The 26,007-nt window shown below is 62.4% G+C and carries 25 protein-coding genes and 1 tRNA gene; 11 read left to right on the top strand and 15 right to left on the bottom strand.

Features of this window, described 5'->3' with window-relative positions:
- Positions 1-18 precede the first annotated feature (18 nt).
- Both odhB and lpdA read left to right on the top strand, forming a co-directional pair.
- Entirely contained in the window at positions 19-1,302 is a 1,284-nt protein-coding gene (gene odhB, locus ABY454_RS00130; RefSeq protein ID WP_372928126.1) for a 2-oxoglutarate dehydrogenase complex dihydrolipoyllysine-residue succinyltransferase, read from the top strand.
- 10 nt (positions 1,303-1,312) lie between these two features.
- Positions 1,313-2,710, top strand: coding sequence for a dihydrolipoyl dehydrogenase (gene lpdA, locus ABY454_RS00125; protein WP_372928124.1), 1,398 nt, complete (start codon positions 1,313-1,315; stop codon positions 2,708-2,710).
- A gap of 3 nt (positions 2,711-2,713) precedes the next feature.
- Here lpdA and ABY454_RS00120 read toward each other — a convergent pair whose 3' ends face one another.
- Positions 2,714-3,691 carry a tyrosine recombinase XerC gene (locus ABY454_RS00120; RefSeq protein WP_372928123.1) on the bottom strand — a complete coding sequence of 326 codons (978 nt, stop codon included), beginning with the start codon at positions 3,689-3,691 and terminating at the stop codon, positions 2,714-2,716.
- A gap of 101 nt (positions 3,692-3,792) precedes the next feature.
- On the opposite strand from ABY454_RS00120, the gene ABY454_RS00115 reads away from it, so the two are divergent.
- The 6 genes from ABY454_RS00115 (at position 3,793) to ABY454_RS00090 (ending at position 11,083) form a co-directional block, all read left to right on the top strand.
- Positions 3,793-5,985 (top strand): primosomal protein N', encoded by a 2,193-nt coding sequence (locus ABY454_RS00115; protein WP_372928234.1) that lies wholly within the window; start codon positions 3,793-3,795, stop codon positions 5,983-5,985.
- Between the two features lie 208 nt (positions 5,986-6,193).
- Entirely contained in the window at positions 6,194-6,754 is a 561-nt protein-coding gene (locus tag ABY454_RS00110) for a F0F1 ATP synthase subunit delta (protein ID WP_372928122.1), read from the top strand.
- A complete protein-coding gene (gene atpA, locus ABY454_RS00105) occupies positions 6,754-8,283 on the top strand; it encodes a F0F1 ATP synthase subunit alpha (RefSeq protein WP_372928121.1) in 1,530 nt (509 codons plus the stop codon). The genes ABY454_RS00110 and atpA overlap by 1 nt, the downstream gene beginning before the upstream one ends.
- 8 nt (positions 8,284-8,291) lie before the next feature.
- Positions 8,292-9,173, top strand: a complete 882-nt coding sequence (locus tag ABY454_RS00100; RefSeq protein WP_372928120.1) for a F0F1 ATP synthase subunit gamma — start codon at positions 8,292-8,294, stop codon at positions 9,171-9,173.
- A gap of 21 nt (positions 9,174-9,194) precedes the next feature.
- Positions 9,195-10,682, top strand: coding sequence for a F0F1 ATP synthase subunit beta (atpD, locus tag ABY454_RS00095; RefSeq protein WP_372928119.1), 1,488 nt, complete (start codon positions 9,195-9,197; stop codon positions 10,680-10,682).
- Positions 10,682-11,083, top strand: coding sequence for a F0F1 ATP synthase subunit epsilon (locus ABY454_RS00090; protein WP_372928118.1), 402 nt, complete (start codon positions 10,682-10,684; stop codon positions 11,081-11,083). Before atpD ends, ABY454_RS00090 begins: the two co-directional genes overlap by 1 nt.
- A gap of 9 nt (positions 11,084-11,092) precedes the next feature.
- Here the strand turns inward: ABY454_RS00090 and ABY454_RS00085 are convergent, their stop codons facing one another.
- From ABY454_RS00085 to rplU, 13 genes are all read right to left on the bottom strand, one after another.
- Positions 11,093-11,596: an RNA pyrophosphohydrolase gene (locus tag ABY454_RS00085; RefSeq protein ID WP_372928117.1), complete on the bottom strand. Its 504-nt coding sequence runs from the start codon at positions 11,594-11,596 to the stop codon at positions 11,093-11,095.
- A 36-nt stretch (positions 11,597-11,632) separates the two neighbouring features.
- On the bottom strand, positions 11,633-12,853 hold the full coding sequence (locus ABY454_RS00080; protein WP_372928116.1) for a divergent polysaccharide deacetylase family protein: 1,221 nt from the start codon (positions 12,851-12,853) through the stop codon (positions 11,633-11,635).
- Between the two features lie 78 nt (positions 12,854-12,931).
- The gene (locus tag ABY454_RS00075) at positions 12,932-14,326 is read right to left on the bottom strand and encodes a S41 family peptidase (RefSeq protein ID WP_372928115.1); all 1,395 of its coding nucleotides are present in this window, start codon (positions 14,324-14,326) and stop codon (positions 12,932-12,934) included.
- Positions 14,323-15,687, bottom strand: a complete 1,365-nt coding sequence (locus ABY454_RS00070) for a murein hydrolase activator EnvC (RefSeq protein WP_372928114.1) — start codon at positions 15,685-15,687, stop codon at positions 14,323-14,325. Before ABY454_RS00070 ends, ABY454_RS00075 begins: the two co-directional genes overlap by 4 nt.
- A gap of 83 nt (positions 15,688-15,770) precedes the next feature.
- Positions 15,771-16,253 (bottom strand): 23S rRNA (pseudouridine(1915)-N(3))-methyltransferase RlmH, encoded by a 483-nt coding sequence (gene rlmH, locus ABY454_RS00065; RefSeq protein ID WP_372928113.1) that lies wholly within the window; start codon positions 16,251-16,253, stop codon positions 15,771-15,773.
- A gap of 39 nt (positions 16,254-16,292) precedes the next feature.
- Entirely contained in the window at positions 16,293-16,703 is a 411-nt protein-coding gene (rsfS, locus tag ABY454_RS00060; RefSeq protein ID WP_372928112.1) for a ribosome silencing factor, read from the bottom strand.
- Between the two features lie 172 nt (positions 16,704-16,875).
- On the bottom strand, positions 16,876-17,493 hold the full coding sequence (locus ABY454_RS00055) for a nicotinate-nucleotide adenylyltransferase (protein WP_372928233.1): 618 nt from the start codon (positions 17,491-17,493) through the stop codon (positions 16,876-16,878).
- A gap of 2 nt (positions 17,494-17,495) precedes the next feature.
- A complete protein-coding gene (locus tag ABY454_RS00050; protein ID WP_372928111.1) occupies positions 17,496-18,782 on the bottom strand; it encodes a glutamate-5-semialdehyde dehydrogenase in 1,287 nt (428 codons plus the stop codon).
- A 3-nt stretch (positions 18,783-18,785) separates the two neighbouring features.
- Positions 18,786-19,922 (bottom strand): glutamate 5-kinase, encoded by a 1,137-nt coding sequence (gene proB / locus ABY454_RS00045; RefSeq protein ID WP_372928110.1) that lies wholly within the window; start codon positions 19,920-19,922, stop codon positions 18,786-18,788.
- Entirely contained in the window at positions 19,910-20,953 is a 1,044-nt protein-coding gene (gene obgE / locus ABY454_RS00040; protein ID WP_372928109.1) for a GTPase ObgE, read from the bottom strand. Before obgE ends, proB begins: the two co-directional genes overlap by 13 nt.
- Positions 20,954-21,031: 78 nt before the next feature.
- Positions 21,032-21,562: a GNAT family N-acetyltransferase gene (locus ABY454_RS00035; RefSeq protein ID WP_372928108.1), complete on the bottom strand. Its 531-nt coding sequence runs from the start codon at positions 21,560-21,562 to the stop codon at positions 21,032-21,034.
- Between the two features lie 66 nt (positions 21,563-21,628).
- Positions 21,629-21,892: a 50S ribosomal protein L27 gene (gene rpmA, locus ABY454_RS00030; RefSeq protein ID WP_372928107.1), complete on the bottom strand. Its 264-nt coding sequence runs from the start codon at positions 21,890-21,892 to the stop codon at positions 21,629-21,631.
- 12 nt (positions 21,893-21,904) lie between these two features.
- On the bottom strand, positions 21,905-22,450 hold the full coding sequence (rplU, locus tag ABY454_RS00025; RefSeq protein ID WP_372928106.1) for a 50S ribosomal protein L21: 546 nt from the start codon (positions 22,448-22,450) through the stop codon (positions 21,905-21,907).
- A 207-nt stretch (positions 22,451-22,657) separates the two neighbouring features.
- Here rplU and ABY454_RS00020 point away from each other — a divergent pair.
- The 3 genes from ABY454_RS00020 to ABY454_RS00010 all read left to right on the top strand — a co-directional run bounded on the left by ABY454_RS00020 (position 22,658) and on the right by ABY454_RS00010 (position 24,650).
- Positions 22,658-22,747: transfer RNA gene (locus tag ABY454_RS00020), tRNA-Ser, on the top strand.
- Between the two features lie 275 nt (positions 22,748-23,022).
- Positions 23,023-23,709 (top strand): PliI family lysozyme inhibitor of I-type lysozyme, encoded by a 687-nt coding sequence (locus ABY454_RS00015; RefSeq protein ID WP_372928105.1) that lies wholly within the window; start codon positions 23,023-23,025, stop codon positions 23,707-23,709.
- Between the two features lie 38 nt (positions 23,710-23,747).
- Positions 23,748-24,650, top strand: coding sequence for an alpha/beta fold hydrolase (locus ABY454_RS00010; protein ID WP_372928104.1), 903 nt, complete (start codon positions 23,748-23,750; stop codon positions 24,648-24,650).
- A gap of 468 nt (positions 24,651-25,118) precedes the next feature.
- On the opposite strand, the gene ABY454_RS00005 is transcribed toward ABY454_RS00010, so the two are convergent.
- Positions 25,119-26,007: hypothetical protein (locus tag ABY454_RS00005; RefSeq protein WP_372928103.1), on the bottom strand; the 889-nt coding region annotated here is incomplete at its 5' end.

Below are 26,007 nucleotides of genomic sequence, written 5' to 3'. Positions count from 1 at the left end.
AAACAGGCGAACAAAGCCATGGCGACAGAGATTCGGGTACCGGCCTTGGGAGAGTCCGTCGTCGAGGCGACGGTCGGCCAATGGTTCAAGGAGGTGGGCGACGCGGTTGCCGTCGACGAGCCCTTGGTCGAGCTTGAAACCGACAAGGTCACGGTCGAGGTCCCGGCCCCTGTATCCGGCGTTCTGTCGGACATCACCGTGAACCCGGGCGATACGGTCGAGGTGGGCGCCGTTCTAGGTGCCATCGCCGACGGCGACGGCAAGTCCGCCGCCCCCGCAGCCAAAACCAAGCCGGCCAAACCAGCGCCAGCTACTACCAAGGCAGAGGCGCCGGCGCCCCTGCCCGACGTGGAGCTCAAGGCGCTGGAGCGCGAGCCGTATATTCGCGAGGAGATCGAGCCCGACGCTATGCCGCCCTCCCCCGCCGCACGGAAGCTACTGGCCGAGACGGGGCTCGCGCCCGGCGACATTGCGGGCTCAGGCCGCCGCGGTCAGGTCCTCAAAGGCGATGTGATCGCGGGCGCCGCCAAGGCGTTGCTGACCCGCAAGAAGGCGCCGAAGCCGGCACCTGCCCCCCGCGCACCCGTCGCGCAGTCCGATGAGAAGCGCGAGGAACGCGTACGCATGACGCGGCTGCGCCAAACCATCGCCAAGCGGCTCAAAGAAGCGCAAGACAACGCCGCCATGCTCACCACATTCAACGACGTGGACATGAGCGCGATCCTGAAAATACGCAAAGAGTACCGCGAGGCGTTCGAGAAGCGCCATGGCGTGAAGCTCGGCTTCATGGGCTTCTTCGTGAAGGCCTGCGTTCATGCGCTAAAGGAAATTCCTGCGGTGAACGCCGAGATCGACGGCCAGGACATCGTCTACAAGAACTACTATCACGTCGGTGTCGCTGTCGGCACGGAACGGGGACTTGTGGTGCCCGTGGTGCGCAATGCCGACGAGCTGAGCCTCGCCGAGATCGAGGAGCAAATTGCAGATTTCGGTGCCCGTGCCCGCGACGGCAAGCTGGGCCTCGAGGAGATGCAAGGCGGCACCTTCACCATCTCCAATGGCGGCATCTATGGATCGATGCTGTCCACCCCGATCCTGAACGCACCGCAATCCGGCATTCTCGGCATGCACCGCATCGAGGAGCGGCCCGTGGTCCGCGACGGACAGATCGTCGCCCGGCCCATGATGTATCTCGCGCTGTCCTACGACCACCGCATGGTGGACGGCAAAGAGGCGGTTACCTTCCTGGTGAACGTCAAAGAGTCTCTCGAAAACCCCGCCCGCCTCGTCCTGGATCTTTGAGACATCAAGCATGAGCAAATTCGATCTCGTTGTTATCGGTACCGGCCCGGGTGGCTATGTGTGCGCCATTCGCGCCGCGCAATTGGGGATGAAGGTCGCCGTGGTGGAGAAGCGCGCCACCCATGGCGGCACCTGCCTCAATGTCGGCTGCATCCCTTCCAAGGCGCTGCTGCATGCGTCAGAGGCCTATGCCGACGCCGCAGATCACTTCGGCGACATGGGCATCAAGGTGAAACCGGAACTCGACCTTGCGGCCATGCTTGCCTTTAAGGACGAGGGCGTAAAGGGCAACGTGGACGGCGTCGCGTACCTCTTGAACAAGAACAAGGTCGATCATTTTCATGGCACCGGCCGCATCTTGGGAACAGGCAAGGTGGAGGTCACGTTCATCAACGGCGAGAAACAGGTGGTTGAGGGCAAGGCCGTCGTCATCGCCACAGGCTCCGAAGTCGCGCACATTCCCGGCATCGAGGTCGACGAGAAACGCATCGTCTCTTCCACCGGCGCACTGTCGCTCCCGGAAGTGCCCAAACGCATGGTAGTGATCGGTGGCGGTTATATCGGCCTCGAGCTCGGCTCCGTGTGGTCGCGGCTCGGCAGCAACGTCACCGTTGTCGAAATGCTGAACACGATCACCCCCGGACTCGACGGCGAGGTGGCCAAGCAACTTCAGCGCATCCTGCAGAAGCAGGGGCTGACCTTCAAACTCGGCGCCAAGGTCACCAAGGTCGACACCAAGGGCAAGACGGTGAAGCTCACCATCGAGCTGGCCAGTGGCGGTAAGGCGGAAGAGTTGACTTGCGACGTGGTGCTGGTGTCCATCGGGCGGGTGCCGAACACCGAAGGCCTCGGGCTCGCCGATATTGGCGTGGAGCTTACCCGCGGCCGCGTTGTCGTCGACGGTAACTTCCAGACCAATGTCGCGGGCATCTATGCCATTGGCGATGTGATCGACGGACCGATGTTGGCTCATAAGGCCGAAGAAGAAGGTGTCGCCGTCGCCGAGATCTTGGCGGGTCAGGCCGGCCACGTGAATTACGAGGTGATCCCGTCCGTGGTCTACACGGCGCCGGAAGTGGCATCCGTCGGCAGGACCGAGGAACAACTCAAAGACGAGGGCGTGTCTTACAAAGTCGGCAAGTTCCCCTTCACCGCCAATGGACGCGCCAAGGTGAACCGCACCACGGACGGCTTCGTGAAAATTCTTTCCGACGAGACGACCGACCGCGTGCTTGGCGTGCACATTATCGGGCCGGACGCGGGCACCATGATCGCCGAGGCCGCAGTGCTCATGGAGTTTGGCGGCTCCACCGAGGATTTGGCGCGCACCTGCCACGCGCACCCAACGCTGAACGAAGCGGTCAAGGAAGCGGCGCTCGCCGTCGACAAACGCCCCATCCATATGTGAGGCTTAGGCCCGCGGATGGGCGCTATCGTAGGCTTTCAGGAGATGCGCCCGGTCAACCTCCGTATAGCCCTGCGTGGTCGACAGGCTGGCATGACCCAGCAGTTCCTGGATGGCGCGCAAATCCGCGCCCGCGCCCAGCAAATGCGTGGCGAAGGAGTGCCGCAGCGCATGCGGTGTCGCCGTCTCAGGCAGACCCAGCGCGGCACGGGCCTTCGCCATGCGCAGTTGGATGATGCGGGGGGAAAGCTGCTTCCCACGCGCACCAATGAACAGCGGATCGTCAGGCCCGAGCTTCGCCGGGCAGAGCTTCAAGTAGTTCTCGATGGCTTGCCGCGTGACGGGCAGCACCGGCACGACGCGCGTCTTGTCGCCTTTGCCGGTGACCCGCAGCATGTCGCGGCCCTTGATTGGCGCATCCTTCAGACGCAGCGACAAGGCCTCGGAGATGCGAAGCCCCGAGCCGTAGAGCAGCGTCAGCACCGCAGTATCGCGGGCGAGCGTCCATTCCGGCGCGTCCGGCTGTGCGATATCGGTGCCGTCGACCAGTGCGGTCGCTTTCGGCTCGGTGAGAGGCTTCGGCACTGAGTGCGGCAGCTTCGGCAGCGACACGGCGCGGATCGCATCGTTTTTGCCTAACCCTCGCCGTTCGAGAAAGCGGTAAAACATGCGCAGCGCGCTCAACGTGCGCGACAGGCTGCGGCTGCCGATATCTTGCGCGCGGCGGGCGGCGAGAAAGGCGCGCACGTCTCGTGCCGACAGAGAGAAGAGATGCTTGAGATCAGGCCGGCGGCCGCAATGCCCCCCGAGAAAGCGCAGGAACTGCGACAGGTCGCGCCGATAGGCCTCGACCGTATGCGCCGCCAACTGGCGCTCAGTCATCAGATAGACGAACCAGGCGTTGACCGCGCGGTCGACGTCCGGCGCGGCGCCAATCCCCGCCGCCTTCTTTGCCGCCTTTTTCGCCTTTGGCTTTCCGGCCATCCCGCCCCTCAAGAGTGCTGCCGCGCTACTATGGGTCGGTGAGTCGTTAACCTCCACTTAACCCCGAAGAGCCCGCCCTGGCCAAGCCTTCCAAATCAAAGCTGCCTGTGTCGAGCGCCGCGCCCCAGACCGTGCCGGTCCTCGTGCCGCTGGGGCTGCCGGCGCCATACGACTACCTCGTGCCGGAAGGCGACCATGTGGAGCCGGGCGAGTTCGTCGTCGTGCCGCTGGGGACCGTCGAGTATGTCGCCGCAGTGTGGCGCCGCGCAGCCGGCGAAAACGCGCCAAAGATACCCCGCAAAAAACTGCGGGAAATTCTTGAGATCTTCGACGACGTGCCGAAGCTGCCGGCGGTCTCCATGGATTTCGCCGAATGGGTCGCGCATTACAGTTTGAGCCCCCTCGGCATGGTCTTGCGCATGATGATGAGCGCAAGCGCCGCCTTCCAACCGCCCGCGCCCCGCTACGGGGTGCGGCTCGAAGGCCCTCCCCCAGAACGTATGACCCCGGCCCGCGCCCGGGTGCTGGAGACGGCGCAGAACGGGCTCATCTGGGTGAAGTCCACCCTGGCCCAGACGGCAGGCGTCAGCCCGGGCGTGATCGACGGCCTGGTAGATGCGGGCACGCTTGTCGCAGAGCCCCTCCCCGACTGGCACGCCAAGCAACTCGACACGTCACGTGAGCGCGCCAAGCTCACAGCAGCGCAAAGCGACGCGGCGCAGGACCTCTGCGTTAACACCTCAGACGGCTTCGCCGTGACGCTACTCGACGGCATCACCGGCTCCGGCAAGACGGAGATCTATTTCGAGGCGATTGCGAAAGCGCTGGAGGCCGGCAAGCAGGCGCTGGTGCTCATGCCCGAGATCGCGCTCACGGGCGCCTTTCTCACGCGCTGCGAGGAGCGCTTCGGAGCAAGACCAGCAGAGTGGCACTCCGGGGTGACGCCGTCGGTACGCGGCCGCGTCTGGCGCGCGGTGGCCGAGAACAAGGCGAAGCTCGTGGTCGGCGCGCGCTCGGCGCTGTTCCTGCCCTTCCCCGATCTCGGCCTCATCGTCGTCGATGAGGAGCACGATCAAGCCTACAAGCAGCAGGACCGCGTCGCCTATCAGGCCCGGGACATGGCCGTGGTGCGAGGGCATCTCGGAAACTGCCCCGTGGTGCTGAGCTCGGCCACGCCTTCGATTGAGAGCCTGGTGAACGCCGATCAAGGCCGCTACCGGCATATCCAGCTCAAGTCCCGCTACAAGGCGGCGGGGCTGCCGGCGCTGCAAGCCATCGATATGCGAAAGAGCCCCCCCGAGCGCGGGGCATGGTTGTCGCCGGTTCTCATCGAGGCCATGGCAGAGACGCTCGAACGCGACGAACAGGCGCTGCTGTTCTTGAACCGGCGCGGCTATGCGCCGGTGACGCTGTGCCGCAAATGCGGCTTCCGCTTCGAGTGCCCAAACTGCTCCGCCTGGCTGGTCGAGCATAGATTCCGCCACCGCCTCGAATGCCACCATTGCGGCAAGTTCGCGCCTCTACCCGACGAATGCCCCGAATGCGGGGCGGAGGAGTCGCTGGTCGCCTGCGGGCCAGGCGTGGAGCGCATCGCCGAGGAGGTCGCAGAGCTATTCCCAGAGGCGCGCCGGGCGATCCTATCGAGCGACGTGGCCCCCTCCATCACCGAGCTGCGCGAGACCTTGCGCGAGATCGAGGACCGCGAGGTGGACATCGTCATCGGCACCCAGCTCGTGGCCAAGGGCCATCACTTTCCGGGCCTGGCGCTGGTTGGCGTCGTGGACGCCGATCTCGGCCTCGCCCAAGGCGACCCCCGCGCCGCCGAGCGCACCTTCCAACTCCTCAGCCAGGTGACGGGCCGGGCGGGACGTGAGGCCATCAAGGGCCGGGGCCTGCTGCAGACCTATATGCCGGAGCACCCGGTGATCGCGTCCCTCGTCGCCGGCGACCGGGACACGTTCTACGCCCAGGAGATCGCCGCCCGCGAGGAGGCCGGAATGCCGCCCTTTGGGCGCCTCGCCGCACTCCTGGTCACCGCGGGCAACCGGCTGGCGGCAGAAAGCTATGCGCGGGAGGTGGCGCGCACCGCTCCGCCCGCCGACCAGATTCAGATCCTCGGACCGGCGGAAGCGCCGCTCTCGGTGATACGGGGGCGCTACCGCTACCGGCTCCTGGTGAAAGCGACGCGCGAGGCCGATCTTCAGGCCTATTTGAGGTTGTGGCTGAGCCAAGTCCCGAAGGCCCGGGGCGACATTCGCCTCACCGTCGACATCGACCCGTACAGCTTCTTGTAGGTCATCCGGCGGTCACAGAGCCGCAGTTGACTTGCCACTTATTGCGCGCCCGTCACCCCTGTGTTACAGGCTCCGCGGGGTTTCCGAGGGGACTGTTTTCGGGGGTTTTCTCCGGCGACGCGGAGGCTTCAATCCCAGCATTTTCCGGGGTCTTACGGGTGGGACGGCTTCACGTGAGAACTCGCCCCTGAGCAAGAGGCGTTACGAAGTGGCAAGCGAGGAGCATACCGTATCGGGCGTTGCAGGACGCTATGCCACGGCCCTCTTCGAGCTCGGACTGGAAGAGAAGGCGCTCGAACAGATCGAGACCGATCTGGGCCGCTTCGGCGAGGCACTCGATGCCTCCGACGACCTCCAGCGCCTGGTAAAAAGCCCGATGTTCTCGACCGAGGAACAGGGCCGCGCGCTCGGCGCCATCCTCGATGAGTTGAAAATCGAGGGCCTCACCAAGAACTTCTTGCTCCTTGTCTCCAAGAACCGGCGCCTGTTCGCCACACCCGACATGATCCGCGCCTATCGCGCCATGCTCGCCGAACATCGCGGCGAGATGAGCGCCACGGTCACCGCGGCATCGAAACTGACAAACACGCAAGTTACCGCGCTGAAGCAGGCCTTGAAGGCCGGGCTCGGCAAGGACGTCATGCTGGATCAGCTCGTCGATCCGAGCCTAATCGGCGGCCTTATGATCAAGGTCGGCAGCCGCATGATCGACACTTCAATTCGCACCAAACTCAACAGTCTCAAGCACGCCATGAAAGAGGTTGGCTAATGGATATCAGGGCCGCCGAGATCTCCGCGATCCTCAAAGATCAAATCAAAAATTTCGGGCAGGACGCCGAAGTTGCCGAAGTCGGCCAAGTGCTGTCCGTCGGTGACGGCATTGCTCGCGTCTACGGACTCGACAACGTCCAAGCCGGCGAGATGGTCGAATTCGCCGACGGTACGCGCGGCATGGCGCTGAACCTCGAAGTCGACAATGTCGGCATCGTGATCTTCGGCGATGACCGCAACATTAAAGAAGGCGATATCTGCAAGCGTACCGGCGCCATTGTTGAAGTGCCGGTAGGCAAGGCCCTGCTCGGCCGCGTCGTCGACGCCCTCGGCAACCCGATCGACGGCAAAGGCCCGATCGAGGCGGACGAGAAGCGCCGCGTGGACGTGAAGGCGCCGGGCATCATTCCCCGCCAGTCCGTGCACGAGCCGATGCAGACCGGCCTCAAGGCTGTGGATGCGTTGATCCCGATCGGCCGCGGCCAGCGCGAGCTGATCATTGGCGATCGCCAGACCGGCAAGACCGCCATCATTCTCGACACCATCCTCAATCAGAAGTCGGTCAACGAGCGCGGCGATGAGTCCGAGAAGCTCTATTGCATCTACGTCGCTGTTGGCCAGAAGCGTTCGACCGTGGCGCAGTTCGTGAAGGTGCTCGAGGACAACGGCGCGCTGCCCTATTCCATTGTGGTCGCCGCAACCGCGTCCGACCCGGCACCCATGCAGTTCCTGGCGCCGTTCACCGGCTGCACCATGGGCGAGTATTTCCGCGACAACGGTATGCATGCACTCGTCAACTACGACGATCTTTCCAAGCAGGCCGTCGCCTACCGTCAGATGTCGCTTCTGCTGCGCCGTCCGCCTGGACGTGAGGCCTATCCGGGTGACGTGTTCTATCTTCACTCGCGGCTCCTGGAGCGCGCGGCCAAGCTCAACGCCGACAACGGCTCCGGGTCGCTCACCGCGTTGCCGGTGATCGAGACCCAAGCCAACGACGTGTCGGCTTACATCCCGACCAACGTGATCTCCATCACCGACGGTCAGATCTTCCTTGAGACGGACCTGTTCTATCAGGGCATCCGGCCTGCGGTGAACGTGGGTCTTTCGGTGTCGCGCGTGGGCTCATCCGCCCAGGTGAAAGCGATGAAGCAGGTAGCCGGCAAGATTAAGGGTGAACTCGCCCAGTATCGTGAGATGGCCGCGTTCGCGCAGTTCGGCTCCGACCTGGACGCCACCACCCAGCGCCTACTGAACCGCGGCGCGCGCCTGACCGAGCTGCTGAAGCAGCCGCAGTTCTCGCCGCTAAAGGTCGAGGAGCAGGTGGTCGTGATCTACACCGGTGTGAACGGTTATCTCGACGACCTGAAGGTCACCGATGTCGGCCGCTTCGAAGAAGAATTCCTCCGCTACATGCGTTCCGAGCATCAAGGCATTCTCGATACGATCCGCAGCGAGAAGAAGATCTCGGACGAGACCGGCAAGGATCTGAAGAAAGCCGTCGACAAGTTCTCCAAGGCCTTTGCGTGAGTTGATCCATGGCGTCGCTGAAAGAGCTCCGCAACCGTATCGCCTCGGTCAAGGCGACCCAGAAGATCACCAAGGCCATGCAGATGGTGGCCGCGGCGAAGCTTCGCCGTGCGCAGACTGCCGCTGAGGCCGCGCGGCCTTACGCGGAGCGCATGGAGGCGGTTTTGTCCAACCTCGCTGCGGCCTTGGAAGGCCGTGAAGGCGGCCCGCCGCTGATGGTGGGAACCGGCAAGGACAAGGTTCATCTTCTTATCGTGTGCACGTCCGAGCGCGGCCTGTGCGGCGCCTTTAATTCGGCAATCGTCCGGCTCGCCCGCGAGCACGTCAATCGCCTGACGGCCGAGGGCAAAGAGGTGAAGATCCTCTGCGTCGGCAAGAAGGGCCACGATCAGCTGCGTCGCGTATACAAGCCTCTCATCATCGACGTGGTCGAGTTCCGCGGCGTGAAGCAGCTCTCCTTCGCGAATGCGGAGCAGGTCGGCTATAAAGTCCGGTCCCTGTTCGAGGAAGGCGACTTCGACGTGGCAACGCTGTTTTTCTCGCGCTTCAAATCGGTGATCAGCCAGATCCCGACCGCACAGCAGGTCATTCCCGCCTCCATCCCTGAGAACGGCGCGAGCATTGACCTGGGCGGCGCCGTCTACGAGTACGAGCCGGACGAAGAGGAGATCCTCACCGATCTTTTGCCGCTCAACATCACCACGCAGATTTTCAAAGCGCTGCTTGAGAACGGCGCCTCCGAGCAGGGCGCGCGCATGAGTGCCATGGACAGCGCGACCCGCAACGCCGGCGACATGATCGGCAAGCTGACGCTCAACTACAACCGTACCCGCCAGGCCCAGATCACAAAGGAGCTGATCGAGATCATCTCCGGTGCCGAAGCGCTTTAGCCACCTCAAAGGAACGTATCGATGGCAAGGAAAGCAGTGGTTGCTGAGACCAAGAAGCAAGAGAAGAAGATCGCCGCAGGCAAAGGCGCGAAGGGTCACATCGTTCAGGTGACCGGCGCTGTCGTCGACGTGCAGTTCGACGAGAATCTGCCCGAGATCTTGAACGCGCTTGAGACCGACAACCAGGACACACGCCTCGTGCTCGAGGTTGCCCAGCATCTCGGCGAGAACACCGTACGCACCGTCGCCATGGACAGCACCGACGGACTGGTGCGCGGCCAGGAGGTCGTGGACACCGGCGAGCCGATCGCCGTTCCCGTTGGCGACAACACGCTTGGCCGCATCATGAACGTGATCGGCGAGCCCGTGGACGAGCTCGGCCCGATCGAGACCACGGATAAGCGGCCGATCCATGCACCGGCCCCGGCCTATGTCGATCAGTCGACCGAGTCCGAAATTCTGGTCACGGGCATCAAGGTCGTGGACCTGCTGGCGCCTTACTCCAAGGGCGGCAAGATCGGCCTGTTCGGCGGCGCCGGCGTGGGCAAGACCGTGCTCATCATGGAGCTGATCAACAACGTCGCTAAGGCGCACGGCGGTTACTCCGTGTTCGCCGGCGTGGGTGAGCGTACGCGCGAAGGCAACGACCTCTATCACGAGATGATCGATTCCGGCGTGAACAAGGACCCGAAGAAGGGCTCGATCGACGGATCCAAATGCGCCCTCGTCTACGGCCAGATGAACGAGCCGCCCGGCGCCCGCGCCCGTGTCGGCCTGTCCGGCCTGACCGTCGCCGAATACTTCCGCGATCAAGGCCAGGACGTGCTGTTCTTCGTGGACAACATCTTCCGGTTCACGCAGGCGGGCTCCGAAGTGTCGGCCCTGCTCGGCCGTATTCCTTCGGCGGTTGGATATCAGCCGACGCTCGCCACCGACATGGGCGCGCTGCAGGAGCGCATCACCACGACGCAGAAGGGATCGATCACTTCGGTGCAGGCCATTTATGTGCCGGCCGACGATCTGACCGACCCTGCGCCGGCCACGTCGTTCGCGCATCTTGACGCGACCACCGTGCTGTCGCGTTCCATCGCCGAGAAGGGCATTTATCCTGCCGTGGACCCGCTCGACTCCACCTCGCGCATGCTCGACCCGCGCATCGTCGGTGAAGAGCACTACGAGGTTGCCCGCCGAGTGCAGGAGATCCTGCAACGCTACAAGGCGCTGCAAGACATCATCGCCATTCTCGGCATGGACGAACTGTCCGAAGACGACAAGCTTGCCGTGTCGCGCGCCCGTAAGATCGAGCGTTTCCTGTCTCAGCCCTTCCACGTGGCCGAGGTGTTCACCGGCTCGCCTGGCGTGCTGGTCGATCTGGCCGACACCATCAAGGGTTTCAAGGGTCTTTGCGACGGTGACTACGACCACCTTCCGGAAGCGGCGTTCTACATGGTCGGCACCATCGAAGAGGCCGTCGCCAAAGCAGAGCAGCTTGCTGCCGAGGCCGCTTAATGCCCGATGCGTTCACATTCGAGCTCGTGTCGCCGGAGAAGCTCTTGATCTCCGGCGAGGTGGAGCAGGTTCTGGTTCCGGGCGCCGAGGGCGACATGACCGTGCTCGCCAGACACGCGCCCGTGCTGACCACACTCCGGCCCGGCCTGCTCGATATCGGGCTTCCCGGCGGGAAGAGCCAGCGCTTCTTCATCCGTGGCGGCTTTGCCGAAGTGAACCCGGCGGGCCTGACGGTGCTCGCCGAGACGGCCGTCGACCTCGATGAGCTGAAGGCCGACGATCTGGCCCAAGCGATCAAGAATGCCGAGGAGGATGTGGCCGACTTGGAGAACGACGCCAAGGATCGGGCCCAGACCAAGCTGGAGCACCTTCGCCAAGTTCAGGCGACGCTGAACCTCTAGGCTGACGTTTCACCCCCTTATCAGCGGCGCGAATGCCGCGACCACCGAATCATAGACGTCGCGCTTGAATGGCACCACGAGCGCGGGCAGTTCCGCCATGGGCACCCAGCGCCAGGCGTCGAACTCTGCCTTGTGATCGGGGCGGGGCCGCAAGTCTATGTCACTCTCTTCGCCTTCGAAGCGCGCCGCGAACCACATCTGCTTCTGCCCCCGATAGCGCCCCTTCCATGCGACGCCGACCAGTTCAGGCGGCAGGTCGTAGAGCAGCCAGTCTTCGGTTTGCGCGATGAAAACAGCGCTGCGGACGCCGGTCTCTTCCCAAAGCTCGCGACTGGCCGCGTCCTCCGGCGCCTCACCATCGTCGACGCCGCCTTGGGGCATCTGCCACCACTGGCCCTCGCCTTCAGATGCACCTTTGCGTTCGGCGCGGCGGCCGACAAAGATCAGACCTTGTGCGTTCAAAAGCATGACGCCGACGCAAGGACGGTAAGGCAGCGTAGCCGGATCGGTCATGGTTGGAGATCTGCCTTGTTCAATTAGCCTTGCCGACTAGCCCTGCCGCCGGGAGCGCATGGCCGTGCTTACCGGCACGAGCACGAGACCCTTGCCTTCGAGCGATCCGGCCCACTTGGCGATCTGCTTCACGGCAGACGGTTCGGCCTTGGCAACGCCGATCGCGGCGCCTTGCGCCTTCGCCTCGGCTTCGAGCGCGGCGAGCGATTCCGCCATCTTGCCGGGCTCTAACTGAACATGAGCGGTCGAATAGTCGACCCCCAGGCTCGCAGCGGTCTCGCCGACGGCGGAGCCTTCGACGCTACCGTCGTCGAAATAGATCAGGCCGCGGCGTTTCATCTCTTTGAGCACCGGCCGGAGCGCAGCCTGCGTGGTCACGAACTTCGAGCCCATATGGTTGGTCACGCCGGCATAGCCTGTGTAGCGCGACATCAGCCATTGCAGCCGCTTGAGGTTTTCGTCTGTGGGGAGGGTGGTAAGCAGAGTGTGGGGGCCGGGATCGACGGCCGGGTAGTTGTTTGGTTCCAGGGGAAGCGCGAGGAGGACCTCGTGGCCATCTGCGCGGGCTTTGTCTACCCACTCCTGGACGCCGCGCCCGTAGGCGCCATAGGCGACGCTCACCGGCGGCGGCAGGCCCTTGATGATATCGGCGTCCGGCGCACCGGGAACAGCCAGGCCGCTGACCAGTACCGCCACCCGCGGCGGTCCGCCCGCGCCGCGACCGTAATGCGACGGCCGGGCGTAGACATCCGCAGGCCGCCGGCCGTCGGCCGCGACCCTTGGAAGCGGTCCGTAGTCCGACTCCTCGATCAACGCCGGGACCACGGCATCCAGTGCCGTACCGCCGGTCTGATCGATCCCAGCGGCGAGATTGGCTGTTGCGACGCTGGCCGCAGGCAGTGCGCCTTGCCGCTCAGGCGTCTCCAGCGCTCCGCTCGGACCTGGCGGCGGTGGTGGTGGTGGCGGCGGTGTCATGGTGGTGCCAGGACCAGGCATGGTTGGCATCATCGTCGTGCCCTGGCCGGGTGGCGCGAGCATCGGCGCTGCCGGGCGCTGAGGTGCCGCCGGCGCGACGGCAAAGCCGGGCGGAAGATCGACACCGTCGGTCGTCACGGGAGCCGCAGCGCTCGGAACCGTCTCGATGTTCAGGACGGCGACGGGCTCGCCCTCATCGCCGCTGGGAAAAAAGATGAGAATGATGGCGCCCAGCACCAACGTCCAAAACACAATCCCCGAAGCAACGGCCAGGGCTTTCATCGTCTTCGTCCTCCCCCAATGCCCGGCCGTCTTATGGGGCTCACGCCTACGTTCCGGGGCAATTCGATCACCGAAAGACTAATTGGCTTCCGCTTTGGCTTCCGCCTTCTGTTCGGCTTCGGCCTTTTGCTTGGCCTCCGCCTTTTGCTTTTTGACTTCCGTGTCGACCGACTTGATGCCCCTCAAGATATCTAGGGCGTATTGTAGCTGCGTGTCCTTCTCCTTGTCCTCGGGCACGTATGACGAACTTCCGGACTGCTCCTCTTCCTTGTCTTCGCCGACCTCGCCCTTCAGGTGGCCACGCAGATTGGACTCACCGCGCGTACCTTGGACCTTTTCCTTCTTCTTGATGTCCTCGGGAAGCTCCTCTTCGACCACGATCTCCGGGTCGATACCCTTGGCCTGGATCGAACGGCCTGACGGCGTGTAGTAGCGAGCGGTGGTCAGCCGCAAGGCGCCGTTGGAGCCAAGCGGGATGATCGTCTGCACCGATCCCTTGCCGAACGAGCGCGTCCCGATGACGGTGGCGCGGTGATGGTCCTGCAGCGCGCCGGCGACGATCTCCGATGCGGACGCGGAGCCGCCATTGATCAACACGACGATCTTCTCACCGCCCGTGATATCGCCCTGCCGCGCGTTCGAGCGCTGCGTCTCTTCGAGATTGCGCCCACGCGTAAGCACGATGGCCCCTTGGTCGAGAAACGAATCCGAGACCGAGATAGCCTGGTCGAGCAAGCCGCCCGGATTGTTGCGCAGGTCGACAATGTAGCCCTTGAGCTTGGGACCGAGCTTCTTCTTCAGGTCCGCAACGGCCTTCTGCAAGTTCTCGGTGGTCTGCTCGTTGAAGGTGGTGAGCCGGACATAGCCCACATCGTCGCCCTCGACGTTGTACTTCACCGGGTTGATATGAATGATGTCGCGGACGACCTTCACCTCGAAGGGGTCCTCGACGCCCTTGCGAACGACCGTCAGCGTGATCGGCGAGTTGACCGGCCCGCGCATCTTCTCCACCGCCTGTTGCAGCGTCAGACCGTGGATCTGCTCCTTGTCGAGATGCGTAACGAGATCGCCGCTCAGCAAGCCGGCACGCGCGGCCGGCGTATCCTCGATCGGCGCCACGACCTTCACGACGCCATTCTCCATGGTGACCTCGATACCGAGTCCACCGAACTCGCCGCGGGTCTGTACCTGCATGTCACGGAAGTGCTTCGGATTGAGATAGGCGGAGTGCGGATCGAGCGCGGTCAGCATTCCGTTGATCGCGGACTCGATGAGCTTGGCGTCTTCAGGCGACTCGACATAGTCGGCGCGCACGCGCTCCAGAACCTCGCCAAAAAGGTCGAGCTGCTTGTAGATCTCGGAGTTGGTGGCGGATGCCGCCTGGCTTCGGGCAAAGCTCACCATGGTCGACCCAGCGGCGAGCACAGCCAGCACCAGAAGCGCCAAAAGCGCGTATTCGGTTTTCCGCATCATCCTTGCACCTTCCCGGATTCCCCAACCCACCATGGGCCGGGGTCTATTGGCCGACCGTCCTTCCTGAATTCGACATAGAGGACGGGGCGTGAACTAGTATCGCCGCTGCTGCCTGGCTCCGCTGAATTGCCCATTACAGCGATGGGCTCGCCGGCTAGAACGAATTGGCCAAGGCTCACATCTATGCGGCTCATCCCCGCAAGCAAAATATGATAGCCCCCGCCCGCATTGATGATCAAGAGTTGGCCATAGGAGCGGAAGGGCCCCGCATAGACCACCCAACCGTCCGAGGGCGCGATAATCCGCGCTTCCTTGCGGGTCTGGAGAGATAGGCCCTGGAGGGCCGCACCTGCGACATCCGGGTCGCCAAACTGATGCGTCTGGCGCCCCTGGGCGGGCAGCCTCAGCGTGCCTTTGGCCCGCTCGAACGGCATGGCCGGCTTCAGCCGATCGGGACTGGCAAAGGCCACTTTGGTCGATTCGGGCTTGATCTCGATCACATTCTCATTCGCCGGAGTTGCCATGACTTCCTGCTGCAACCGCTCGCGCAAGGCCTTCTCAGCCGCGATCTCGGCGTCGTATTGCGCCACTTCGGCCTTGGCAATTCGAACGTCGAGATTCTCGATGAGCTCGTTCAGGGTCGTGACCTCGGTCGCCAGCTGCTCGGCGGACTGCTCCAGCCGGGTCAGCTCGATCTCGCCTTGCGCCTGCTTCGACTTCCTCTCCTCGAGCAACGCGTCGAGCCGCTTACGCTCAGCGGCGAGCCGGCCGGCCTCCCGCTTCTGCTCGTCGCGCTGCGTGCGGATGCCGTTCTCCAGCCTGACCAATCCCTCCAGTTCGTGCGAGAGATTGTCCGCCTGATATTTCAGCTCGGGGAACACCTCGGCGAGCAACATGGCGCCACGCACCACGGCCAGCGCATTGTCGCGGCGCGTGACGATGGCCGGCGGCGGCGTTCGCCCAATCCTTTGCATCGCGCTCAGCATCTTAACGATGGCGACCTTTCGTTCGTCGATTGAGGTCCGCATGACCGTGACCTGTTCGGTCAGCTCGGTCAGCTTGCCCTCGGTCTCGGACAGCTTCGCTTCGCTGGCCTGCACACGCGTACCGGCCTCGATCAGCGCACTATTGAGCCGCGCGCGTTCTTCTGCGAGGGCGGTGAGGTCCTTGGTGAGCCCCTTCGCCTTGACGCGGCTCGACTGCAGTTCCTGCTCGGTCTCGTCGAGACGCTTCTTCGCCTCGTCGCGCGAAAGATCTTCTTGCGCGTAAGAGGTCCACGGCAAGACGCAAAGCAGCCCGGCGAGGAGCAGGACGACCCGAGTTTTTTGTCTGGTGAAAGCCAATAGATCGGAATGCGCCATACGCCCTGGCCGTTCCGTCGATGGCACCGGAGGGAAGCGGCAGAATCAAGGCAAAACGCTTACGAATCCTTAACCTTAGGAGATCAACCGCGGTGGTAGGGGTGCCCGGCCAAAATCGTCATGGCCCGATAGAGCTGCTCCGCCAACACGATCCGGGCAAGCCCGTGCGGCAAGATCATCGGACCTAGGGAGAGGGACAGCTCCGCCCCATCCAGCGCCGCCCGCCCCAGGCCGTCCGGGCCGCCGATGAGAAAGGCCGCACCGGAGGCCCCTCCGTCCCTGAGCCTGCCAAGCACCTGAGCGAAATCCTCGCTCGACAGCGTCTTGCCGCCGGGATCCAGACAGACGCGCTTGGAGCCCGAAGGCACCTTGGCGAGAAGCGCTTGCGCCTCCGCGTCCCGGCGTAGGGCCGCGTTCGCAGCTCTGGACTCGGCCAGTTCGATCGATGAGAGGGGTGACAAAGATAGGCTCCGGCCAAGCGCCTCGGCGCGGCCGAGATAATGGGTGCTGAGCTCGCGCTCAGGTCCCTGCTTTAGCTTTCCGACGGCGGCGATCAAGAGCCGCATGGCTCACCTCGCGAACATGCCGCCGCTGGCGGTCTTTCCTCAGACCACCATCCGCTCCATGGGCCGGTCAGCGGACCACATCTTTTCGAGATTGTAGAAATCTCGAACCTCGGGCCGGAAGAGATGGACGATGACATCGCCAGCATCGATCAGCACCCAGTCGCCTTGGGGCTGCCCTTCGACGCGGGCGCGGCCATAACCTTCATCCTTCAGCTTTTTGATGAGGTGGTCGGCGAGAGCACCGACATGCCGCTGCGAACGACCCGAGGCAATCACCATGTGATCGCCGATTGAGGTCTTTCCTTTCAGGTCAACCACGACAATGTCTTCGGCCTTCGAGCCGTCGAGCGTGTCGAGCACGACCTTGAGCAGTCTATCCGGATCGGCGCGGAATGACGCAAGTCCGGCTGGAGGCGTGCCATGCGTGGCACCCTCTCTAGGTGTGCGCATGTTTGCGTGGGTATCCTTCTACCATTGCTCCTGGAAGCGGCCTTGGCCGTGTCTCGCGCACAATGCTTGAGGAGCCCCTAGATTGCCGCTTCACCCCTAAAACATAGTATGCTGGGTCGGGGCCTTTCAATAGCTAGTATTGCCGGGGTTTTTCTTGCTCTTATCTAGCGATCTACCCTGATTCCAAGACATTTTCGCGAATGGCCGTCGACGAGAGGCCGGACAGTCTGTGGCTGAGGATTGTCCAGGCAGGCGGCTCGAGGAGCGCCAGGCCGCCTGCGTCGGTCTCGTCCACATAGTAGGGCGCAAAGCGCTGGGCCGCCTGGCTCGCTTTTGCCTTCAGCCGGTAGCCGGGGCGGTCCAGCACCGCGATCGGCAGCATCGAGAAGATTTCGGGCCAAGACTTCCAGCGATGGAAATCCACCAGATTGTCCGCACCCATCAGCCACACGAAATAGACGTCGGAAAAGCGCCGCCGCAGGGCCTTGAGGAGGTCGATCGTGTAACCGCTGCCGGTGCAGCCGTCATAGCCGGTCACCACGATCCGCGGATGGTTCGCCACACGCGCCGCCGCCGCCACACGCGTCTTGAGATCCGGCAGTTGGGAAACGTCCTTCAGGGGATTTCCCGGCGTCACCAGCCACCACACTTGATCGAGCCCGAGGCGCTTCAACGCCGCGAGACTGATCTCCCGGTGCGCCTCATGTGCCGGATCGAATGAGCCGCCGAGGAGACCGATCCGCATGCCGGATGCAGCGGCGGGCGCCTTGAGATGCGCGAGGCCGCTCACGCTCAAGACCGCGTCTGGCCTTGTCCGCGCACCACATATTTGAACGTGGTGAGTTGCTCGACGCCAACGGGTCCGCGCGCATGAAAGCGCCCCGTGGCGATGCCGATCTCCGCGCCCATGCCGAACTCGCCACCGTCGGCAAACTGGGTCGAGGCGTTATGCAGCACGATGGCGCTGTCGACGCGCGACAGAAACGTGCTTGCCGCGTCTTGGTCGTTCGTAACGATGGCATCGGTGTGATGCGACCCGTATTCGGCAATATGAGCGATGGCGTCGTCGAGGCTGTCGACGACTTTCACCGCGATGATCGGCGCCAGATACTCCGCACCCCAATCCTCGTCGGTGGCCGGCTTGACGCGGCTATCCGTGCGCTGCGTGTCCGGATCGCCGCGCACTTCGCAGCCCGCTTCGATCAGCGCATCGACGATGGGCGTTAGATGCGTGGAAACCGCTGCGTGCGAAACGAGCAATGTCTCCGCCGCGCCACAAATACCGGTGCGCCGCATCTTCGCATTGACGACAATCTCCTTCGCCATATCGAGATCGGCGTTCTCGTCCACATAGACGTGACACACGCCTTCCAAATGCGCGAACACCGGTACGCGCGCTTCTTCTTGCACGCGCTCGACGAGACTCCTGCCGCCGCGCGGCACGATGACATCGATGGCGCCGTCGAGACCGCCGAGCATAAAGCCAACCGCCGAGCGGTCGACGGACGGAACCATCTGGATCGATGCGGCCGGCAATCCGGACGCCGTGATCGCTTCGGTCAGCACATTGGCGATGACGAGCGAGGTCAGAAAACTGTCGGAGCCTGAGCGCAAAATCACTGCGTTGCCAGACTTCAAGCAAAGACCGGACGCATCGGCCGTCACATTGGGCCGGCTCTCGTAGATCATGCCAATGACGCCGAGCGGCACGCGCACGCGGGAAATCTCAAGCCCGTTGGGCCGCGTCCACGAGGCCATGGTAGCGCCTACCGGATCAGGCAGCGCGGCAACCTCGTGCAGGCCCTTGGCCATGGCCGCCACGCGCAAAGGGTCGAGCCGCAAGCGGTCGAGAAATGCAGAGTCGCGGCCCTTCTTCTCGGCGGCTTCCAGGTCCTGGTGGTTGGCGTCGATGATCTTCTCGGACTCCGCATCAAGACGCGCGGCCATGCGGCCGAGCGCCGCGTTCTTCGCGTCCGTCGAGGCGACCGCAAGCTCGGTCGACGCCTCGCGCGCGAGCCTTCCCATATAGAGCATCATGGGCTCAATGCTGACAGTCGGGTCTTGGGCAGGCAGTGGCATGTCTTAAGAGCCTTTGCGCTTCAAGGTCATATCATCGCGATGGATCAGCTCAGGGCGGCCAAGGTAGCCGAGAATGTCCGCGATTTCACTGCTCTTGCGGCCGATAATGGCACTGGCGTCGTCAGCCCCGTAAGCCGTGAGGCCACGGCCGACCTCAGCGCCATCGCCGGTCCTGATGATCACGGCATCGCCGCGCTCGAACACGCCCTCCACCTGCGTGACGCCCGCGGGCAAGAGACTGTTTCCAGAGACCAAGGCCGCCGCGGCGCCTGCATCGACCACATAGGCGCCCCGCGGCTCAAGAGAGCCGCCGATCCAGCGCTTGCGCGCGGTAACGGGATCGGAATGCGCCAGGAACCAGGTGCAAACGCCAGTGGTGGCGAGCGTCTGGAGAGGCTTTATCACCTTGCCGCTGGCGATGACCATGTGCGTACCGGCTTGCACCGCGATCTTTGCCGCCTCGATCTTGGTGACCATGCCGCCGCGCGACAGTTCCGAACCGACGTCTCCGGCCATGGCTTCGATCTCAGCCGTGATATCAGGCACCTCGTCGAGACGCCGCGCGTTCTCGTCCATGCCGGGCGGCGCGGTATAGAACCCGTCCACGTCGGATAGAAGCACAAGGCAGTCCGCACTCATCATCGAGGCAATGCGCGCCGCCAGCCGGTCGTTGTCCCCGTAGCGGATTTCATTCGTCGCCACGGTGTCGTTCTCGTTTACGACCGGCACCGCGCCGAGCTTAAGCAGTGTCGACATGGTACTGCGCGCGTTGAGATAGCGGCGGCGCTCTTCGGTGTCGCCAAGCGTGACAAGAATCTGTGCGGCTACCATTCCCCGCGCGCGGAACCTGTCCTCGAACGCATGCGCTAACGAGATCTGCCCGACCGAAGCGGCCGCCTGACTATCGTCGAGCTTCAGCGCACCTTTCGGCAAACCCAGCGCATTGCGGCCCAGCGCAATGGCGCCGGAAGACACCACGATCACTTCTTTGCCTTCGGCACGCAGCGCCGCGATGTCGTCGGCAAAGGCGTCGAACCACTCGGTGCGGAGCTTGCCGGCGGCGCTGTCGACCAGAAGGGCAGAGCCGATCTTGACGACGATGCGCCGCGCCCCTGTCCATTCGGATCTCATGGCCGCCATCCTTGGCTCGTCTTGCGCGACAGGTCGGCCGTCTCGCGTTCCCGCATCGTCTCGACCTCGCGCGCAAGCGCATGCAGCACGTCCTGCACGCCTTCGCCCGTGACGGCGGAGACGAGAAGCGGCGTAACGCCCGCGGCTTTTTTCAACGCGCGCGATTTCTTCTTTAGTTCGTCGTCAGCCACGGCATCCACTTTCGACAAGGCCAACACTCCGGGCTTGACTTCGAGCCCAGCGCCATAGGCCTCGATCTCGCCGCGCACGACCTCATACGCCGCAACAGGGTCGTCGGCCGTCGCATCGACGAGATGCAGCAGCACCGCGGTCCGCTCCACGTGACCGAGAAAGCGATCGCCAATGCCGACGCCCTCATGCGCGCCCTCGATCAGGCCGGGAATGTCGGCGAGGACGAAGTCGAGGCCGCCCACCCGCACCACGCCAAGATTGGGATGCAGCGTCGTGAACGGGTAATCGGCAATCTTCGGCTTCGCGGCGCTGACCGCGGCAAGGAATGTCGACTTGCCCGCGTTCGGCAGACCAACGATGCCTGCATCGCCGATCAGCTTGAGCCGCAGCCAGATATACATCTCCTCGCCCGGCAGGCCTGGATTGGCCCGGCGCGGCGCCTGATTGGTGGACGTCTTGAAATGCGCGTTGCCGAAGCCGCCATTGCCGCCTGTCAGCAAGACAAGGCGCTGGCCAGGCTCAGTGAGATCAGCGATCAGCGTCTCGCCGTCCTCATCGAGAATTTGCGTCCCCGGCGGCAATTTCAGCACGATGTCCGCGCCCTTCGCCCCGGTGCGGTTCTGGCCCATGCCATTGCCGCCCTTCTTGGCTTTGAAGTGCTGCTGGTAGCGGAAGTCGAGCAGCGTGTTGAGATTGGCCACGCATTCCACGATCACGTCGCCGCCCTTGCCGCCGTCTCCGCCGTTGGGGCCGCCGTACTCGACAAACTTCTCCCGCCGGAAGCTCACGCACCCGTTGCCGCCATCGCCGGAGCGGACAAAGACCTTTGCGGAATCAAGAAACTGCATCAGAAGGGCTTAGCATTAGAGGTCTTACCGTTGCACTAGCCGTGGGCACTTATGGGGACCGGCCTTGAGCCTGCCGGCCTATGGCTGACGAAGGCTGGCTTGCGCATCGGCCCGGCTCAGCCGGTAGGTGGTGCAGTGGACGGTGTCGCCTCGTGCCGCGCAATCGCGCATTTCCTCGTCATCGGCCACGAAACCAAGCTTCTGCAGGACCCGCTCGGATCTCAGATTATCCGCGAGGTAGCCCGCTTTGAGATAGGCGAACCCATCGGCATCGAACGCGTGCGCGATAAGCGCCCGGGCTGCCTCCGTCGCATAGCCATGCCCCCAATAGGGCTTGCCGATCCAGTAGCCGAGCTCGGCGTGATCGGCACCGAAGGCCCGGTAGCCTGTGCAGCCGACGAGCGTGCCGTCGCGCTCGATCATGAACACCACGCCCTCTTCCCCGTTCAGCGCGCCGGCAAGCCACTCGGCCGCCATCTGCTCGCTATAGGGATGCGGAATGGTGCCCGTCATGCACGCAACGTCGTAGTCGCCCGCAAGCATGGCGATACGCGCCGCATCGGCGAGCGCCGGCGGCCGCAAGATGAGTCTTTGCGTTTTGATCTGCACGGGACAAAAGGCTATACGCGCCCAATGGCGCGCGGCAAACGGTTAGCACGAAGGGAAACGAGGGCTTTAAGACGCCTCGCTTGGCTTCACCGAGACGTAGACCCGGCCCTTCTGCTTGGTCGCGAATTCGACGACACCGTCCCTGAGCGCGAACAGGGTGTGGTCCTTGCCCATGCCGACATTGTCACCCTGGTGCCACTTGGTGCCACGCTGGCGGATGATGATGTTGCCGGCGATGACCTGCTGCCCACCCGACTTTTTGACGCCAAGGCGCCGTCCAGCTGAGTCGCGCCCGTTGCGCGAGGAGCCGCCTGCTTTTTTATGTGCCATGGTGGTGTTCCTTTAGCTCTTCTTCTTAGGCGCGGCCTTTTTGGCGGCTGCCTTCTTGGCTGGCGCCTTGGTCGCGGCCTTTTTGGCCGGGGCCTTCTTGGCCGGGGCCTTAGTCTCAGCCTTCTTGGCCGGAGCCGCCTTCTTCGCCGGAGCCTTGGCAGCGGGCTTCGCCTCTGCCTTCGGAGCCGGCTTGGTCTCGGCCTTTTTCGGGGCCGGCTTGGCGGCGGCCTTCGACGGCTTCTTGCCGTCGGTCAGAATCTCGGTGATGCGGAGCGCGGTCAGAGCCTGGCGGTGGCCCTTGGTCCGGCGGTAGCCTTGGCGCCGCTTCTTCTTGAAGACGATGATCTTGTCGTCGCGCTTCTGCTCCAGCACCTCGGCGGCCACGGATGCGCCGGAGATGGTCGGGCTGCCCGATTTGGGCGAACCGTCGCCGCCCAGCAGCAGAACCTCGCCCAGCTGGACGATATCGCCGGGCTGGCCGGCGATCTTCTCAATCTCGATAATGTCTTCCGGCGCCACGCGATATTGCTTGCCGCCCGTGCGAATGACCGCGAACATCTTTTCCAATCCGTCTCTTGGGGCTTGATCTGCCAGCACAATTTCGTGGGGCCGGCACGCCTCTAAAGGAGCGATAAGCGGCGCAATATAGAGGCGAAGGCCCATAAGTCAATTGCCGGACCCCCTCAAAAAAGCCCGGCGGACGCGGCATTTCGGCGTCTTGCCCGGCTTGCGGCGGGCCTCCCGGCAAGCTACATGACCCACCTCGGAGAGGTGCCGGAGTGGTTGAACGGGGCGGTCTCGAAAACCGTTGAGCGCGCAAGCGTTCCGAGGGTTCGAATCCCTCTCTCTCCGCCAGCTAGTCCTCTGTTTTTACGAAGAATTTTTGCCTTTCTCGATTGTCCCGTAATATCCGCGAGTTAGGCCCGCGAAATCCCCGACAAGTGGCAGCAGAGAGCAGTTTTCTGAGAGCACCACGGCTTTCAGGCAGCGAATTCTCTGTTCTCGAATTCGGCGGTCCGGTTGGGCGGCACTGAGGGTCGCATCAGTTGCAAGTGCCACTCTCGCTTAATGGCAACAAATCCGGGTATGCATAGGTCTCAAACCGATCACTCAGAGCTGCAGGTAAAGATATGAGATCTCTCACTGGCATTTTCGCAATTGCCCTAACCCTCGCCTTGACCGCATGCTCCGAGGAACAAGCTGAGGCGCCTGCGGCGCCCCCCGCAAAGACCGAGACCGCACCGCCGGCAGCTGCACCTGACCCGACACCCGCCGGTGACGCCGGAAGCAACAACGATGAGGCCAGCGCCCAGGCTGAGCCGTTCTTCGCTCAGATGGTGCTTGGAGATGTCACCTTCCAAGTCGAGAGCCCAAACGACAGTTCGATCAATCAGGTTACTGTTCGGGCCGAGGGCCCCGAAGGCCCGATAGGTCAGATGGAGGCCGAGGCCGACGGCACCATTACCAACGTCGAGATCGAGGACATCAACGCCGACGGCTACCCTGAGATTTATGTCTATGTCACTTCAGCGGGCAGCGGGTCTTATGGATCACTGATTGCTTACGCTTCGAACCAGAACAAATCGCTGAGCCAGATCTATCTGCCCTCGATTGAAGATGATCCCGCGATCTCGCAGGGGTACATGGGTCACGACGAGTTCGCAGTCGGCGAGGGAGCTTTCCTGCGCCGCTTCCCGATCTACAAGGACGGCGATCCCAACGCCCAACCTACGGGCGGCACTCGGCAGATTCAGTACAAGCTGGAGGCCGGTGAGGCAGGCTGGATCCTGCGTCAGGACCGGGTTGTTGAGTTTTGATCATTCCCAGGCCAATCGATTGCCTATGAGCCGGATGGATGGGGCAGTCGATCTTTCCAGGATACGAGCATCAAATGGTCTCCATCGGAGACCAAAGGCTTAGTGTTCATGTCGGAGGAAGCGGAACGCCACTCTTGCTGCTCCATGGTTACCCACAGAACCACGCCGCGTGGCTTAAACTGGCAGCTCCCTTAGCAAGGCATTTTACCTGCGTGATTGCGGATCTTCCCGGCTACGGGGCGAGTTCCATTCCCGCGGACGTGCCTGATCACGAGACTTTTTCGAAACGCCGAATGGCGGCGCTTCTCATGTCAGTGATGGCGTCGATGGGCCACAACGACTTTAGTGTGATGGGCCACGATCGAGGAGCGCGGGTCGCATATCGGATGGCTCTGGATCATTCGACAAAGATCCGACGCGTATTGATCATTGAAGTTGTTCCCACAAGCGATATGTGGAGCGCTTTCGACGCCGAGATGGCCATGAAGGCCTACCATTGGTCGTTTTTGGCCCAGCCGTCTCCCTTACCCGAGAGCCTCATAGGAGGGGATCCAGTCTTCTACCTTGAGTGGACACTTCGAAGCTGGGCGAAGGGCAATGACCTCGACGTATTTGATCCGCGATCTCTGGAAAGCTATCGAGAACAGATGCGCGACCCTGCGAGGGTCCATGCAATGTGTGAGGACTATCGGGCTGGCGCGTCCATAGACAGGTCGCTCGATGTTGCCGACAGAGCACGAGGCACAAAAATAAAGGCACCACTCCTTTTCGTTTGGTCGAAATTGGGCTTTCCGAGAATTACGGGAGATCCGCTCGGGCTTTGGAGAGGCTGGAGCGATGACCTCGCAGGCGCAGAGATCGATTCCGGACACTTCATACCAGAAGAGAATCCAGATGCTCTTTTGGCGGCAGCCGTCCCGTTTCTGAATGCGGACGCTTAATCGCTCGGCTACACGGAAGCCGAAGCGGACCATAGAGACTGAGTTGAAGGCTTGGACTTAGCACCCACCGCGGGCAATTTTCTCTAAAGGCCAATTTGGCGAGATAGGCCGGAAATTCTCTCGTGAAATCAGAGGCTAATTTTGCTAACCGGACCACGAGTTCGAATCCTACCCGGTCCGCCAGCTAGTCGCCTGTTTTTGCTAAGAAATATAGCCTTGCGAGATTGTCGCGTAGTATCCGCGAGTTAGGCCCGCGAAATCCCGGGCAGGTGGCAACAGAGAGCAGTTTTCTGAGAGCACCACAACTCTTCGGCGGCGCCTTCTCTGTTTTCCAATTCGCTGGTCCGGTCACTCAGGGCTGAGCATGCCGTCAGCCACTAACTTGAGCTGCCCCCAATCGAGACACGCATCGCTGTTTACGCGGTCGATCACAACAAACTCCGGCTCGCTTGTCTTCCGCAGAAACATTCATGTCTGCACCGCCTCTTCTATGAGCTGAGCTACTCGAGACTTAGCCTCATCGAGCAGTTGAAGGGATGCCAACTTCTCACTATGAGCATTCTTCACAAGATCTGAGATCCTTCGCTGCAGCTTTTCAGGCACCTTTGGAATGATCACGTGCCTTAGTCTATTGTCCGGCACCGCACTCAAAATTCCTCCGGTAGCCTGCTGCTGAAGTTGTGTACGAACGCATTGCGATCTGACAGTCATGAGTAAAAATTCAGAGGTGACCGATTTTGGCCTCAAATGAAAAAACCCTGTGGACGCAATAAATCCGTCTTGTTCCTCAGAAATAAGAGCTGCCTTGTCTATACTCCCGACAACTGACGAAGCGACAATATCACCTTTGGAAACTTTCCGTTTTGCTCTTGAAGGCAAGTCAAAACCCATACCTTGAGTGCTGCCATTAACAATTCCGAGTGATGAATTAATATTTGAAAGCTCGATGTAATCAAAATGACCGGAAGGAATCGACGATGGATCGATATTGGGTTTCATTGAATCGCAGCAAGCTATGAGAGGCTCGTAGCCTTGGTAATAATTTTTGATTAGTGCCTCCACGTTGCGATAATGAGGCTGAAAATAGTCAGCATCGAACCGATCTTCGACTAATGACTCACTCAAGTGAGCTGTGTAGCCCCTGGACTTATCATAATTTTTGTTATCAAGCCCCAGCTCGAGTTCAATTATATCCCTGGCCTGGGAGTAATATAAATTGGCTTTATTCGCACTCTGCTCTGCACATTCCACGATGTCAGCGATCTCTTGAACGACGAGATCTGATGGTTCGGGCATCAGTATGTCGTAGATATCGCTTACATTTAATTTAGGTTGGGCATTCCCGCTTCGTCTTCGT

Source organism: Methyloceanibacter sp., assembly GCF_041573655.1.
In the GTDB taxonomy this organism is placed as follows: Bacteria; Pseudomonadota; Alphaproteobacteria; order Rhizobiales; family Methyloligellaceae; genus Methyloceanibacter.
This window is presented reverse-complemented; position numbering and strand designations above follow the sequence as displayed.

What these genes read in the sequence shown, in the direction of transcription:
- rplU (WP_372928106.1), bottom strand. Translation starts at nt 22,450, where the DNA reads ATGTTCGCGGTCATTCGCACGGGCGGCAAGCAATATCGCGTGGCGCCG.
- rpmA (WP_372928107.1), bottom strand. Translation starts at nt 21,892, where the DNA reads ATGGCACATAAAAAAGCAGGCGGCTCCTCGCGCAACGGGCGCGACTCA.
- ABY454_RS00085 (WP_372928117.1), bottom strand. Translation starts at nt 11,596, where the DNA reads ATGACCGATCCGGCTACGCTGCCTTACCGTCCTTGCGTCGGCGTCATG.
- ABY454_RS00120 (WP_372928123.1), bottom strand. Translation starts at nt 3,691, where the DNA reads ATGGCCGGAAAGCCAAAGGCGAAAAAGGCGGCAAAGAAGGCGGCGGGG.
- ABY454_RS00090 (WP_372928118.1), top strand. Translation starts at nt 10,682, where the DNA reads ATGCCCGATGCGTTCACATTCGAGCTCGTGTCGCCGGAGAAGCTCTTG.
- lpdA (WP_372928124.1), top strand. Translation starts at nt 1,313, where the DNA reads ATGAGCAAATTCGATCTCGTTGTTATCGGTACCGGCCCGGGTGGCTAT.
- ABY454_RS00050 (WP_372928111.1), bottom strand. Translation starts at nt 18,782, where the DNA reads ATGCCACTGCCTGCCCAAGACCCGACTGTCAGCATTGAGCCCATGATG.
- atpA (WP_372928121.1), top strand. Translation starts at nt 6,754, where the DNA reads ATGGATATCAGGGCCGCCGAGATCTCCGCGATCCTCAAAGATCAAATC.
- obgE (WP_372928109.1), bottom strand. Translation starts at nt 20,953, where the DNA reads ATGCAGTTTCTTGATTCCGCAAAGGTCTTTGTCCGCTCCGGCGATGGC.
- atpD (WP_372928119.1), top strand. Translation starts at nt 9,195, where the DNA reads ATGGCAAGGAAAGCAGTGGTTGCTGAGACCAAGAAGCAAGAGAAGAAG.
- rsfS (WP_372928112.1), bottom strand. Translation starts at nt 16,703, where the DNA reads ATGCGCACACCTAGAGAGGGTGCCACGCATGGCACGCCTCCAGCCGGA.
- proB (WP_372928110.1), bottom strand. Translation starts at nt 19,922, where the DNA reads ATGGCGGCCATGAGATCCGAATGGACAGGGGCGCGGCGCATCGTCGTC.
- ABY454_RS00075 (WP_372928115.1), bottom strand. Translation starts at nt 14,326, where the DNA reads ATGATGCGGAAAACCGAATACGCGCTTTTGGCGCTTCTGGTGCTGGCT.
- ABY454_RS00080 (WP_372928116.1), bottom strand. Translation starts at nt 12,853, where the DNA reads ATGAAAGCCCTGGCCGTTGCTTCGGGGATTGTGTTTTGGACGTTGGTG.
- ABY454_RS00070 (WP_372928114.1), bottom strand. Translation starts at nt 15,687, where the DNA reads ATGGCGCATTCCGATCTATTGGCTTTCACCAGACAAAAAACTCGGGTC.
- ABY454_RS00010 (WP_372928104.1), top strand. Translation starts at nt 23,748, where the DNA reads ATGGGGCAGTCGATCTTTCCAGGATACGAGCATCAAATGGTCTCCATC.
- ABY454_RS00015 (WP_372928105.1), top strand. Translation starts at nt 23,023, where the DNA reads ATGAGATCTCTCACTGGCATTTTCGCAATTGCCCTAACCCTCGCCTTG.
- ABY454_RS00100 (WP_372928120.1), top strand. Translation starts at nt 8,292, where the DNA reads ATGGCGTCGCTGAAAGAGCTCCGCAACCGTATCGCCTCGGTCAAGGCG.
- rlmH (WP_372928113.1), bottom strand. Translation starts at nt 16,253, where the DNA reads ATGCGGCTCTTGATCGCCGCCGTCGGAAAGCTAAAGCAGGGACCTGAG.
- odhB (WP_372928126.1), top strand. Translation starts at nt 19, where the DNA reads ATGGCGACAGAGATTCGGGTACCGGCCTTGGGAGAGTCCGTCGTCGAG.